The sequence below is a fragment of the Luteimonas sp. A649 genome, from assembly GCF_054072735.1.
The window spans coordinates 21,364-34,380 of the sequence record NZ_JBSVRQ010000004.1; the positions used below are offsets into that span (position 1 = coordinate 21,364).

At 70.1% G+C, this 13,017-nt stretch carries 8 protein-coding genes; 3 read left to right on the forward strand and 5 right to left on the reverse strand.

Annotation, left to right across the window (positions count from 1 at the left end; translation table 11 throughout):
- Nucleotides 1-32: 32 nt before the first annotated feature.
- Complete coding sequence (locus tag ACW5E8_RS13475) at nt 33-269, forward strand: hypothetical protein (RefSeq protein WP_456966042.1); 237 nt, start codon at nt 33-35, stop codon at nt 267-269.
- A gap of 94 nt (nt 270-363) precedes the next feature.
- Here the strand turns inward: ACW5E8_RS13475 and ACW5E8_RS13480 are convergent, their stop codons facing one another.
- Nucleotides 364-3,462, reverse strand: coding sequence for an ESPR-type extended signal peptide-containing protein (locus tag ACW5E8_RS13480; RefSeq protein WP_456966043.1), 3,099 nt, complete (start codon nt 3,460-3,462; stop codon nt 364-366).
- Between the two features lie 293 nt (nt 3,463-3,755).
- On the opposite strand from ACW5E8_RS13480, the gene ACW5E8_RS13485 reads away from it, so the two are divergent.
- Nucleotides 3,756-5,111 carry a sensor histidine kinase gene (locus tag ACW5E8_RS13485; RefSeq protein WP_456966044.1) on the forward strand — a complete coding sequence of 452 codons (1,356 nt, stop codon included), beginning with the start codon at nt 3,756-3,758 and terminating at the stop codon, nt 5,109-5,111.
- 27 nt (nt 5,112-5,138) lie between these two features.
- Here the strand turns inward: ACW5E8_RS13485 and ACW5E8_RS13490 are convergent, their stop codons facing one another.
- Nucleotides 5,139-5,885, reverse strand: a complete 747-nt coding sequence (locus tag ACW5E8_RS13490; RefSeq protein ID WP_456966045.1) for a response regulator transcription factor — start codon at nt 5,883-5,885, stop codon at nt 5,139-5,141.
- 74 nt (nt 5,886-5,959) lie between these two features.
- Entirely contained in the window at nt 5,960-9,694 is a 3,735-nt protein-coding gene (locus ACW5E8_RS13495) for an indolepyruvate ferredoxin oxidoreductase family protein (RefSeq protein WP_456966046.1), read from the reverse strand.
- 259 nt (nt 9,695-9,953) lie between these two features.
- Here ACW5E8_RS13495 and ACW5E8_RS13500 point away from each other — a divergent pair, with 259 nt between their 5' ends.
- Complete coding sequence (locus tag ACW5E8_RS13500; RefSeq protein ID WP_456966047.1) at nt 9,954-10,592, forward strand: tetratricopeptide repeat protein; 639 nt, start codon at nt 9,954-9,956, stop codon at nt 10,590-10,592.
- A 47-nt stretch (nt 10,593-10,639) separates the two neighbouring features.
- Here the strand turns inward: ACW5E8_RS13500 and ACW5E8_RS13505 are convergent, their stop codons facing one another.
- Together ACW5E8_RS13505 and ACW5E8_RS13510 are read right to left on the reverse strand one after the other, a co-directional pair.
- Complete coding sequence (locus tag ACW5E8_RS13505) at nt 10,640-11,359, reverse strand: ankyrin repeat domain-containing protein (RefSeq protein ID WP_456966048.1); 720 nt, start codon at nt 11,357-11,359, stop codon at nt 10,640-10,642.
- A 30-nt stretch (nt 11,360-11,389) separates the two neighbouring features.
- Nucleotides 11,390-12,925, reverse strand: a complete 1,536-nt coding sequence (locus ACW5E8_RS13510) for a lipase family protein (protein WP_456966049.1) — start codon at nt 12,923-12,925, stop codon at nt 11,390-11,392.
- Nucleotides 12,926-13,017 lie beyond the last annotated feature (92 nt).

The following is a 13,017-nucleotide window of genomic DNA, read 5'->3' on the forward strand; positions in this document are numbered from 1 at the left end:
CGCCTGCGCGCGCCGCCCGGCAGGAGACGACGATGGAATTCCATGTCCGCGCGTCGCGCCCGATGCCGCCGCTGGCGGTGATCGAGGACGCGCTGCTCGCCTTCGACCCGTCCGCGGTGGTCGACATCGATCCCGCGCACGGCCTGCGCGTGAACGCGGCGATCGACGCCGCGCAGCTGATGGCCCTGCTCAACGAGGTCGGGGGTGCGGTGGAACCCGGCGAGGTCGAGCAGCAGCCCTCGGTCTGCTGCGGTGGCTGCAGCGGCTGAGGCGACTCCGGCCCGCGGCCGCCAGGATCGCAGCGGCCCACTCCAGACCGATCCCTGTGTGGCACCGCCGGCACATGCCGGCGGTGCACTGCCGTTACCAGCCGAAGCCGGCACCGATGCCGATGGAGCTGTCGCCACCGCTGACGGCACCACCGATATTGATCGCGGCCCTTTCGCTCAGGGCGCGCTGGTAGCCGATCGACATGGCCGCCTCGCCGCCCTGGTAGCCGACGCCCACGCCGAGCCGGTTGTCGGTGCGGATCCCGGCCGTGCCCATCGCCATGTTCAGCATCGCCGCGCTCATCGCACCCTGGCGGTCGATGCGCCGGTCCTGATGGCTCAGCCGCTGCCCGAGCTCGTTGCCCAGCGCCTCGAAGCGGTCGTCGAATGCCGCGAACCGGCTGTCGGTATAGGCATTGGCCGAGTTCAGCGTCTGCGTGGCCACGGTGTCGGTGTAGCCGTTGGCCGAGGCCAGCGTCGCCGCGTCGCCCGCCTGCATCTGCCCGACGTTGGCGGCATCCGTGGCGTTCACCCCCGCCGCGACGTTGGTGATCCGCCGCTGGTTGTCGGCGCTGCCCACAGAGACCGTGTTCGCCTCGTCGGCCACCGAGCCCTGGCCCAAGGCCACCGCACCGTCCCCGGTCGCCGTGGCGCCCTGGCCGATCGCCGTGCCGCCTTCGCCGGTGACCGTGGCGCCGCTGCCCACCGCAGTGTCGTTGGGGGCCTCGGCGTGGCTGCCCGCGCCGACCGCCAGCCCGTCGCCGGTGCCCTGCGGCCAGTCCCCGCCGCCGCCACCGCCGCCGCCGGCCTCCAGGGCATCGAGCCGGCCGTTGAACCCGGTCAGCAGGCTGTCGATCGCCCCGAACGCCGACCCGACGTTGTTATAGCTGCTGCCCTGGATCATGAAGCTCGGCGCCGACAGGATGCCCTGCGCGGTCACCCCGGCACCGCCGCCCAGCGCGGCCGCAGTGGACTCCAGCGCATCGAACAGCTGCGCGCCGTTGACCGCGTCCGTGCTCGACGCCTCGACCGCGCCGGCGGCCAGGTTGGTGATCGTGGTCCCGTCCTCGCCCGCGAGCGAGATCGTCGCCTGCGCGTCGTCGTCGTAGGTCACCGCGTTGGTCACCCCTTCGATGTCGCCGATCAGGCCCTCGATGTCGCTCACCCGCTGGTTGGTCGCGAACAGCTGCGCGCCGTTCACCACGTCGACGCTCTCCGCTGACAGCTCGCCAGCAGTGACGCCGGTGATCTGGCGGGTCATGCCCGTCCACTCGTTGCCCACGGTCACGGCGTCGTCGCGCGACGTGACCGAGTCGGAGCCGATCGCCACCGAATTTGCGCCCATCGCATAGGCGTTCGCACCCAGGACCACGGAGCTCGCGCCCATCGCCTGGGCGTTGGTGCCGATGGCGATGCCGTAATCGCCCCAGGTCTGCGCGTACGACCCCAGCGCGACGGATTCGATGCCGTTCGCCTGGGCGCCGCCGCCCACGGCCGTGCTCAGGTCATTCTGGGCGTTGGCGCCGGCCCCCACCGCGACGCTGTTCGTGCCCCATGCGCCGGTGTTCTGTTCGATGCACATGACCCCCATGCAGGTCATCGTGGCGCCGAGCGCGATCGCGCTGTCGCCACCCGCCTGCGACAGGGTGCCGAGCGCGACCGCGTCCTGGCCGGACGCACCCGCCATGCCACCCAGTGCGATGCTCCTGAATCCACTCGGCTCCCAGGGATTGGTCTGGATACCGATGGCGATCGAGGCGGCTGCATCTGCGCGCGCATCGATGCCCATCGCGATGCCGTACTCGCCCAGGGCCTGCGCGTTCGATCCGAGCGCGACGCTGCCGAACCCGGCGGCGTTCGAGAGGTAACCACCGGCGAGGCCGAAAGACGCGGCGACCGCGTCGGTACCGAACGCGCTGCCGTACTCGCCGCTGGCGATGGCCCCGTAGCCGACGGCGCTGCTGAATTCGCCCTGCGCCGAGGTGCCCGTGCCCAGCGCCAGCGCGCCGGTACCCAGCGCCAGGCTGCCGCTGCCGGTGGCGACGGAGTAGTCGCCCTCGGCGGCGCTCTGGTAACCGAGTGCGGTGCTCTCGATGCCGCCGGCGATCGCGTTCGGGCCGACCGCGCTGGCGTTGTCGCCGAAGGCGAAGGCGGCATCGCTGCCGTCACCCAGCCCGTTCACCGAAAGGTAGTCGTTGGCGTCGCCGATGCTGTCGCCCAGCTCGTCGAGCTGCGCCTTGTTCACTGCGTCGGTGTCTTCGGTACCCGCGGCGACGTTGATGACCTGGCGCTCGTTGCCGGCCGCACCCATCGACACCGTGTTGTCGCGGCTGGCCACCGATCCATTGCCCAGCGCCACGCTGTTCGCTCCCGATGCGTGTGAGTAGTAGCCGATGGCAACGCTTTCGTCCGCCTCGGCCATCGCCGCGGCCCCCAGCGCCGTCGATTGCAGGCCGATCGCGGCCGACATCGCGCCCACCGAGGTGGCGTACTCGGTGTTCGCACCGGCCAGCGAGCCCACGGCCACGCCGTAGTTGTCCCAGGTCGCCGCAGCCGAGCCGATCGCCACCGACATGTTGCCGTTGGACTGGGTCTGCATCATCCCGGCCCAGCTGTTGCCGATGGCCACGCTCATTTCGCCCGTGGCCAGGACGTTTTCGCCCAGCGCCACGCTGCTGTAGCCGGTGGCCTGCGACCCGTAGCCGATCGCCGTCGCGAACCACTGGTTGGCGACGGTCTGGCCGCCCACTGCCGTGGTGGCCATTTCCAGCGCCTGGCTGTTGAAGCCCGTCGCCGTGGATTGGTCACCGACGGCCAATGCGCCGGCGCCGGCGGCGACACTCCCGGCCCCCGATGCAATGGCGGCGTCACTGCCGTCGCCGGCGCCGTCTGCGGCGAAGTAAGGGCTGGCATCGGTCCCCAGCGTGTTCGCCACCAGGTGCTGCAGCTGCGCGCAATCCACCACCACGCCGGTTTGGCCGGGGAGATTGACGGTACAGGCCTGGTCGCCGCTGTCGGCGGCCTGCGCGGACGGCGCCAGCATGAAGCTCGCCGACAGCACCACCGCGCCGAGCGCAGCGTTGGCGAGACGGCCCGCCCGGCCCGTCTTCCTGCCATTCGCCGACGCCAACTCCGACGCCACCACAAGCCTCCCCAGCGAACGGCTCCATACCAGACTGAATACCTTGTTCATCGATCCTCTCCACCTTCGGATTGTTTGGGGCAAACGACGCCCGTCGGCCTCGAGATCCGCAAAACGGACCTGGCCGCTGCATCGATGCAGCTGTTGTCGGAATCACCCTGCCGTGGACGAACCTGGCCGCTGTATGCCGCGCGCCGACCGCGTTGAAACTACGTCGCGACGGGATGTGTTGTCACACACGCCTTGCTCAATGAATACTCACCGGGTTCTCACCGGTGCCGATCGGCACGTGCGCGATCACACACCTGCCTGCGTGTCCAAGGCAGCTTCGAGGTGCTTCCGGAATGTGGAACGGCTTCATCCATTGGCTGCGCAGTGCGCCAATCACCGATCCCCTGGACCGCCGCAACGCACCGGTGATGCAGGTATTGCTGTTGTTCTACGGCATCCTGTTGCCGCTGATCTGGATCTGGCACGGCGTGACCCGCGGCGGCGTTCTCGAAGGCTCGCTGGTCGTCCTGTTGATGGACATGGCCATCGCCGCGCTGGCCTGGGTGAGCATCGCGTTGATCCGGCATGGCCGTTTCAGGCCGGCGATCGTGCTGTTCCTCGCGCCGCAGCTGATCTCGATGCTGGTCACCTTTTCCCGGCTCGGCGTGCAATCGCAGCTGGCCGATCCGGCGCCGACGATGCTGACGCTGGTGATCAGCGGCCTCGTGCTGGGGCGCAGCGCGCTATGGACGGTCTTCGGCCTGCTGATGCTGGTGTTCGCCACCGGCTTCGCGAGCGATGCGGTCCGCGCCAGCCAGCTCGGCGTACCGCTGCGGACGGCCTTGGCCAATGCACCCGTGGTCGTGATCAGCTATGCGCTGATCACCATCGTCCTCGACCGCTTGATCCAGGCGCTGCGCGAGAGCCTGGCCGAATCCAATGCGCGTGGCCGCGACCTGCAGCGCGAAATGGCCGAACGCGAGCGCGCCCAGTCGCAGCTGATCCACGCGCAGAAGATGGAAGCCACCGGGCGCCTGGCCAGCGGCCTCTCGCACGATTTCAACAACATCCTCGACGTGATCATGGGCTATGCCGGACAGCGGCATGACATTCCGGACATCGAGAACCGCGGTGCGCGGGACAAGGCATTCACCAAGGCGCTGAGTGGAGTCGAAGTGGCGGCCGCGCGCGGCACGGCCCTCACCCGCAAGCTGCTGGTCTTCAGCCGCCACGAGATGCTGCGGCCGCAGGTGGTCGAGGTGGGTCGGCTCATCGGTGAGCTGCAACCGATGCTGCGGCAGCTGTTGCCACGGACCATAGGCCTGGACATGCCCGACCCGACTGCGCCACTGCATGTCCGGATCGACCGGGGCGAATTCGAAATGATGGTCCTCAACATCGCCGCCAACGCACGCGATGCGATGGAGCACGGCGGCCGCTTCAGCATCCGGTTGTCGGGGAGCCCCGACGGCATCGTCGAGATCGCACTCTCCGACACCGGCCAGGGCATGGACGAGCAGCTGCTGCAACACATCTTCGAGCCGTTCTTCACCACCAAGGACGAGGTGGACGGAACCGGGCTCGGACTGGCGGTGATCCACGACCTGCTCGAGAGCGCCGGCGGCAACATCGGCGTGCGCAGCGTCGTGGGGGAAGGCAGCACTTTCGTGGTCCAGCTGCCGGCAGTACCTCCGCCGACTGCCGATTGAACAGCGGCGACGTCCGGATGCCGCGCTTCAATCGCGGCGCGCGTACTCCAGCACGTAGCCCTTGCCGTGCACGGCGGTAAGCGGCAGGGGTTCGCCGCATTGCTTCATGACTTTCCTGCGCAGGCGGTAGATCACCGATTCGATCCGGTGCGGATCGTAATCGTGCACGTTCTCGGCCACGGCCGCGACCAGCTGCTCGCGGGTCACCAGTTCGCCCGGCGCGGCGGCGAGGCAGCCCATGATCCGCTGCTCGGTCTTGCTCAGCGCCACGGTGCGTCCCGTCGGTGAAACCATGCACCAATCCTTGGCGTCGAAATGCCAGCGCACGCCCGCTACGGATGCGTTCTGGCCGCGCAACCTGCGCAGCAGGCTTCGTATCGTCGCGGCCAGAAGCTCGACCTGGGCCGGCTTGACCAGATGGGCGTCCGCACCCTGGCTGAGGCTCCTGATCTGGTCGGACGCTTCGCCATGGCCGGTGAGCATGACGATGCCGATGCCCGGCAACAGCGCACGCACCGCTTGCGCGACGCTGAAACCGTCGGCATCGGGCAGGCCGACATCGAGTACGGCGATATCGGCCACGTTCGACCGCAATGCTTCATACAAGGCGGCGGCCGTGCCAACCCCGACGACGGTGAAGCCGTAAGCCGTCAATCCCGGCATCAGGATGTCTTCGCGCAGCTCGGCATCGTCTTCGAGCAACACGACGCGTGGTGACTCGTCAACCGCAGCTGTCATCGTGCGGATCTCCAGCCTGTGCCAGGAACGACGCATGCGCGGGAACGCGTGCCATCGGGCGCTCCGGGCCTGCGGCGATACTCTAACCCAGCCATCGGGGCCAATTGCCGCTATGCCGCCGCCTGCACGATGCGCAGCGGATTGGCCCATTCGCGCAGCAGCTCCGCCTCGCGCGCCTTCGCCGTTTCCAGGTGCGCGTGCTTGACGTGGCCGTAGCCGCGGACGTGTTCGGGGATGGAGGCGATCTCCGCGGCCAGCGCGATGTTGCCGCTGTCCAGGCCATCAAGCAGTCCGCTGACGGTGCGCTCGTAGTCGTCGATCAGCGCGCGCTCCATGCGCCGCTCTTCGGTATGGCCGAACACGTCGAGCGCGGTGCCGCGCAGGCCGCGCAGCTTGGCCAGCACGCCGAACGCGGTGAGCATCCACGGGCCGAAGGCCTGCTTCTGCAGCTCACCGTTTGCGTTGCGCTTGGCCAGCAGCGGTGGCGCGAGGTGGAACTGCAGTGTGTAGTCGCCTTCGAACTGCTGCTCCAGGCGGCGCTTGAACTCGCCGCTGGTGTACAGGCGCGCCACTTCGTACTCGTCCTTGTAGGCCATGAGCTTGAAGAAATAGCGGGCGACGGCCTCGCCGAGGTCGCTGGCGCCGGGCGCGCGCGCCTGCTCGGCCGCGCGGACTTTCGCCACGAAGTCGGTGTAGCGGCGGGCGTACTTCGCGTTCTGGTAGTCGGTGAGGAAGGCGCTACGGCGCGCGACCAGTTCGTCGAGCGAGCGCGAGAGGCGGGCGTCGTCGAGCGGCAGGTAGGCGACCTGGTCGTCCGCGGACGGCAGGTGGCGCAGGTCGTCCTCGGTACGCGCCGGCATGGGCGCGCTGGTGGCACCCCATTCGTTGCCTTCCCAGTCGCCGGGCGGCAGCGCGTCGAGCGCGTTAGGGGTGGCTTCGGCGGCGGTGCGGGCGTTGCGCACGACGCCGGCGGCGTCGTACACGGCGTCCGGGTTCACGGCCGCCAGGCGGCCCCAGGCGAAGGCGGTGCGGTTCATGTCGACCGCGGCGCCGTTCAATTCCACCGCGCGCATCAGCGCGTCGAACGACAGCGGCACCAGGCCGCGCTGCCAGGCGTAGCCGAGCATGAACAGGTTGCTGGCGATGGCGTCGCCCATCAGCGCGTTGGCGAGCTGGGTGGCGTCCACCATGTGCAGCGCGGCGTCCGCGGCGGTGGCGCCTACGTCCGCGTCGCCGCCAAGCGCCTGGCGTACGGCGCTGGCGATGTCGGCGGCCGGGAACTGCATGTCCGGGCGGGTGGTGAAGCTGCCGGGCATCGCCTCGTGGCTGTTGAGCACCACCTGCGAACGGCCGGCGCGGATCTTCGACAGCGCCCAGTAGTCGTTGACCACGACCATGTCGCAGCCGAGCACCAGGTCGGCTTCGCCGGCGGCGATGCGCGAGGCGTGGATGTCGGCAGGCGTGCGTGCGATGCGGATGTGGGTGGTCACCGCGCCGCCCTTCTGCGCGAGCCCGGTCTGGTCGAGCACGGTGGAGCCGCGGCCTTCCAGGTGCCCGGCCATGCCGATCAGCGCGCCGATGGTGACCACGCCGGTGCCGCCGACGCCGGTGATCAGGATGTTCCAGGGCTGCGCGAGGTCGCTGGCGAACACCGGCTCCGGCAGCTTGGCCAGCTGCTCGGCGGCGTTGACCTTGCGGCCCTTGCGCGGCTTGCCGCCGAGCACGGTGACGAAGCTCGGGCAGAAGCCTTCGACGCAGCTGTAGTCCTTGTTGCAGTTGGACTGGTCGATCTCGCGCTTGCGGCCGAACTCGGTCTCCTTGGGCAGCACCGAGACGCAGAACGACTTCTTGCCGCAGTCGCCGCAGCCTTCGCAGACCAGGGTGTTCACGAACACGCGCTTCTGCGGATCCACCAGCTTGCCGCGCTTGCGGCGGCGGCGCTTCTCGGTGGCGCAGGTCTGGTCGAAGATCAGCACGCTGGTGCCCTTCACTTCGCGCAGGCGCTTCTGCACCGCATCCAGCTCGCGGCGGTCATGGAAGGTGACGCCGGCCGGGAAGATTGACGGGTCGCTCCACTTCTCGATCTCGTCGGACAGCAGTGCGATCACCTCCACGCCTTCGCTTTTCACCTGGTGGGCGATCTGCGGGACGCTAAGCGTGCCGTCCACCGGCTGGCCGCCGGTCATCGCCACCGCGTCGTTGTAGAGGATCTTGTAGGTGATGTTGACGCCGGTGGCGATCGACTGGCGGATGGCCAGCGTGCCGGAGTGGAAGTAGGTGCCGTCGCCGAGGTTCTGGAACACGTGCGGCGTCTCGGTGAACGGCGCCTGCCCGGACCAGGTCACGCCTTCGCCGCCCATGTGGGTGAAGGTGTCGGTGCTGCGGTCCATCCACGTGACCATGTAGTGGCAGCCGATGCCGGCCATAGCGCGCGAGCCTTCCGGCACCACGGTGGAGCTGTTGTGCGGGCAGCCGGAGCAGTAGTGCGGCACGCGCGGGAACTGCGCGCGCGGCAGCGCCAGCGCGCCTTCCTTCTCTTCCATCCAGCGCAGTACGTCGCGCATGTGTTCGCTGTCATGGAAGCGCTGGATGCGGCGCGCGATCACCGCGGCGATGGTCGCCGGGGTGAGCTCGCCGGTGCTGGGCAGGATCCACTCGCCTGCCTCGTCGTACTTGCCGACGATCGACGGACGGCGGCCGCCATCCAGGCCAAAGTCGAAGTTGTAGAACAGCTCCTTCATCTGGCTTTCGATGAAGGCGTGCTTCTCCTCCACTACCAGGATGTCCTCCAGGCCACGCGCGAACGCGCGAATGCCGACCGGCTCCAGCGGCCAGGTCATGCCGACCTTGTAGACGCGGATGCCGAGCGCCGCGCACGCGTGCGCATCGAGGCCCAGGTATTCCAGCGCCTGCAGCACGTCGAGGTAGCTTTTGCCGGTGGTCACGATGCCGAGCCGCGCGGCGGACGAGTCGATCACCACGCGGTCGATGCCGTTGGCGCGCGCGAATGCCTGCGCTGCCTTCACCGCGTAGCGGTGCAGGCGCATCTCCTGGTCCATCGGCGGGTCGGGCCAGCGGATGTTGAGGCCGCCGGGCGGCAGCTCGAAATCGTCCGGCGTGACGATCTGCAGCGCGAACGGGTCGACATCCACCGACGCCGACGACTCCACCGTCTCGGCAATGGTCTTGAAGCCGATCCAGCGCCCGGTGTAGCGGCTCATCGCCCAGCCCACCAGGCCCATGTCGAGGATGTCCTGCACGCCGGCCGGGTTGAGGATCGGCATCAGCGCGCTGCTGAACTCGCCCTCGGAGCCGTGCGGCAGGGTGGACGAGCGGCACGCATGGTCGTCGGCGGCCAGCGCCAGCACGCCGCCGTGCTTCGAGGTGCCGGCGGCGTTGGCGTGCTTGAACACGTCGCCGGAGCGGTCCACGCCCGGGCCCTTGCCGTACCACATGCCGAACACGCCCTCGACCTTGGCGCCCGGGAACAGGTTGGTCTGCTGCGTGCCCCAGACCATGGTGGCGCCGAGGTCCTCGTTGAGGCCCGGCTGGAAGCGCACCTGCGCAGCCTCGAGGTGCTTGCGCGCGCGCCACAGTTCCAGGTCGAAGCCGCCCAGCGGGCTGCCGCGGTAGCCGGAGACGAAGCCGGCGGTCTCCAGCCCGGCGGCCTCGTCGCGCAGGCGCTGCATCATCGGCAGCCGCACCAGGGCCTGCACGCCGCTCAGGTAGATGCGCCCCTGCGTGCGGGTGTACTTGTCCTCAAGGCCGTAGTCGTGATCGGTCACGCCGTGGGTCAGGCCCAGGTTGGCGGACGCGGGCGAGGAGAGTTCGGCGGTGCTGGTCATGACAGGACCCTGTGGCAGGCGGAGCGCTGGCGGAGGGGCGCGTCTGCACGGCCCGCGTGCGCGGGAGCGCAGGGCCGGGGACGGGACGCGAAAGCGGCGCGAATTCTAGCAAGTGGCCGTGAGGCCGTGACTTTGGCCGCGGCCGGAGGCCGTCCCTGCCGGGGGCTCCAGGGCCCGATCCGCGCCCGGGGCTGAATCCATCCGGCGCACCCGCTACCATGCACGCGGGGTGCAGGGGCCCCGCCACAGCAGCCACGCAATGAAACGCCATCTCGCACGCCGCCTCGGCGCGGCCCTCCTCGTCCTGCTCCCGTTCGCCGTGTGCGCCCAGGAGATCCCCAAGCCGAAGGAGTTCTATTTCGAAGCCGACAGCGACGTGACACGTCCGCTGCAGCTGTATCCCGGCACCGACGACGCCACGGTCGAACGCCTGCTCAAGGCCCGCGAGCGCGGCCGCCGTGGGGAAGGCGCATTGGCATCCGCCCAGCTGGCGCAGATCGCCTATGCCTCCGGCCGCGCCGAAACCGGCGCCGCGCTCTATTCCGAAGCGCGGTCGCGCGCGGACGGCGCGCGCATGCGCGATGCGCTGCACTGGAACCACGGCTGGGACCTGTATCGCAGCGGCGACTTCGCCGGCGCACTGGAGCAGTGGCGCGTCGCCGGCGCCGAGCGCCTGAAGGGGCCGTCTTGGCTGCCGCCGACGCTGGCCCTGGGCCTGTGGCAGCTCGACCGCAAGGACGAGGCGGTGCGCTGGTATGCCGCAGCCGTGCGCACCGAGCCGCAGCAGTGGCAGGCGCCGGACCTGGCGCAGCTGCTGCCGGAGTGGAGCGCCGACGATCGCGCGCTGCTGGCCGAGGTGGTCGCGGCCTGGCAGGCGAATCCGCCGGCCTGGCCCTGAGCGCGTTGGCCTGATGGCCATTCGGTCCCTGGCGGGACCGCTGCGGACTACTCGCCCACGCCCGCTTCCAGCGGGACATCGTGCGCTCGCAGCCATGCGATCACCGCTTCGCGTTCCTGCCGCGCCCGCGCATTGAGCAGCGCGTCGTCGAGCTGGAAATAATAGGGCTGGAAGCTGTCGCCGGCGGAATTGGTGGCGTGCGCCGGCGCGCCGGCTTCGAGCAGCATCAGCACGACCGCGCCCGCGTTGATCGCACCGGCCGCATGCAGCGGCGTGCCGCCGTTGTTGTCGGCCGCGCCGGGATCCGCGCCGGCGTCGAGCAGCATCCGCACCTGCGCTTCGCCGCGGCCGAGGATGGCGCGCGCCAGCGGGGTTTCCCCGGTCACGCTGTTGGGCAGGTCGGGGTTGCCGCCGCGCTCGAGCAGGGTGCGCAGGATGTCGGGATCGTCGCCGAAGGCCGCGGCATGCACCGCGCTGCCGCCAGCGGGGGCCTGCCGGTTGGGATCGGCGCCGGCGTCGAGCAGCGCATCCACTGACGCGCCCTGTCCGGCGGCCACCGCCAGCTGCAGCAGGCTGGTGCCGTCCGCGCCCGGCGTGTCGGGGTGGATCCCGGTGAGGCCGGCGCGCAACGCTTCGGCGTCGCCGCGAAGCGCGGCATCGGCAAGCGGCGCAAGCTGGGGCTCAATGAAGGCGTGGTCCATGGTCGGCGGTCGGCTGCAGGCGGCCGCGCTTGCCGCAAGGAGGAGGATCAGGGCACTGGTGCGCATGCCCACGGATGGTGCCACAGCGGCGCGCGGTCAGCGGAACCAGTTGCGCACGGCCTGGATGCCGCCGCCGACCACGTCGATGCCGGTTTCCAGCGCGTTGCCGCCGAAGTCGGCCACGGCCTCGACCACCTTGCCGCCGCCGGAGACCACGCTTGCCGCGACGTCGCCTACCGGTCCATCGATGCGCGCGTCGATGCGGTCGGCCAGTGCGTCGGCGCCGTGGCGCACGGTGTCGCCGGTGGAATTGAACACGCCCTCCACCGCGTCGCCGGCAATGCGGAAGCCGCCCTGGATGCCGTTGCCGTTGGCGAGGTCGGTGTTCACCACCTCGGCGATGTCGCTGGCAAGGTCGTGCGTGTTGCGCGCGAAATCATCCTGCAGCGCGTCGGGCACCAGGTCGGCGAGGGCGCGACCGGTATCGCTCGGGTTCTGGTAGCCGGGCTGCCACGGCTGCTGCTGGATCATGGCCTGGGTGAGCAGTTCGGGGCTGTGGCTGACCGCGCCGCGCACCAGGCTGGCGACATCGCCCAGCACCGGGACGTTGAGGCGATCCAGCACTTCGAGGCCGGTGCCAAGGCCGATCGCGACCGGCGTTGGCAGCCCGGTTTCCAGGGCCAGGCCGCGCGGCACCAGGCTCAGGTCCTGCACGCCCTCGGGCTTGACCACGATCTGCGTGCCCAGCGCGTCGGGCGCGGCGAGCGCGAACGGGCTCGACTCCTGGAACTGCGTCAGCAGGTCCTCGTGCATGGAGTAGCGGCGGATCAGGCCGCCCTCGGCCAGGTCGCGCGCGGCCTGCGGGTCGATGCCCATGCGGTCGAGGGTATTGGGATGGATGCCGGACGCGTCGAAGGTCACCGCCGGCACGCCCGAGGCCAGCGAAGCGACCGACGCCAGCCCGCCGCCCTGCGAATGCCCAGTGATGGCGAGGTTGGTGGCGTTGCCACTTTCGTCCATGGTGCCGAAGCGGCGCTCGAACTCGACCGCGGTCTGCGTGGCCAGGCCGCTGAACTTGTCGACCTGGTCGCTGGTGGTGAAGCCCGCGCCCTGGCGGAAGTTGTTCATCCAGTCCGCGCCGGTGCCGTCGGTGCCGCGGTAGGCGAGCACGAAGTTGCCGTCGCAGTCCCTGTAGATCTCGGCCTTGAAATGCTGGGCCAGCAGCTGGTCGCCGCCGTCGAGGTACTGCGCGCGCCAGGCGGCGGGATCCTCGATGCCGACGGCGCCGAGGTCGGCATCGGTGACCGCGCTCCAGCCGGCCGGCGGTGCCGGACGGCCTTCATAGACCGCAGTCGCCAGCTGCGACAGCACCACGTCGAATTCCCGTGCCTGCGTACCGCCGGCCACGGCGGAGAGCCCGCCCGGGCCGACGCCATCGGGCGCGCACTGGGGCGCGGCGGGAGCAGCGGAGGCCAGCGCCGACAGCTGCGGGTGGTAGCTCGGCTCGTGGCGGCCCTGGAGCGGCTGCAGGGCCGGGGCGTTGGCCGCCGGTGCGGTCGGCGGCGGCGCGGCCTGCAGGCTGCGCAGATGGATGCCGGCGGCCGAGTCGTTGTCCAGGCGTGCGTGCAGCATGGCGGCGTTCCTGCAGGGTCTGCGTCCAGTGGACCGTCGCCCGGCACCGCCTTCAAGCGGGGGCGCACCCTAGGTCGGGCTTGCTAAGGTGC

What these genes read in the sequence shown, in the direction of transcription:
- ACW5E8_RS13475 (WP_456966042.1), top strand. Translation starts at nt 33, where the DNA reads ATGGAATTCCATGTCCGCGCGTCGCGCCCGATGCCGCCGCTGGCGGTG.
- ACW5E8_RS13480 (WP_456966043.1), bottom strand. Translation starts at nt 3,462, where the DNA reads ATGAACAAGGTATTCAGTCTGGTATGGAGCCGTTCGCTGGGGAGGCTT.
- ACW5E8_RS13485 (WP_456966044.1), top strand. Translation starts at nt 3,756, where the DNA reads ATGTGGAACGGCTTCATCCATTGGCTGCGCAGTGCGCCAATCACCGAT.
- ACW5E8_RS13490 (WP_456966045.1), bottom strand. Translation starts at nt 5,885, where the DNA reads ATGCGTCGTTCCTGGCACAGGCTGGAGATCCGCACGATGACAGCTGCG.
- ACW5E8_RS13495 (WP_456966046.1), bottom strand. Translation starts at nt 9,694, where the DNA reads ATGACCAGCACCGCCGAACTCTCCTCGCCCGCGTCCGCCAACCTGGGC.
- ACW5E8_RS13500 (WP_456966047.1), top strand. Translation starts at nt 9,954, where the DNA reads ATGAAACGCCATCTCGCACGCCGCCTCGGCGCGGCCCTCCTCGTCCTG.
- ACW5E8_RS13505 (WP_456966048.1), bottom strand. Translation starts at nt 11,359, where the DNA reads ATGCGCACCAGTGCCCTGATCCTCCTCCTTGCGGCAAGCGCGGCCGCC.
- ACW5E8_RS13510 (WP_456966049.1), bottom strand. Translation starts at nt 12,925, where the DNA reads ATGCTGCACGCACGCCTGGACAACGACTCGGCCGCCGGCATCCATCTG.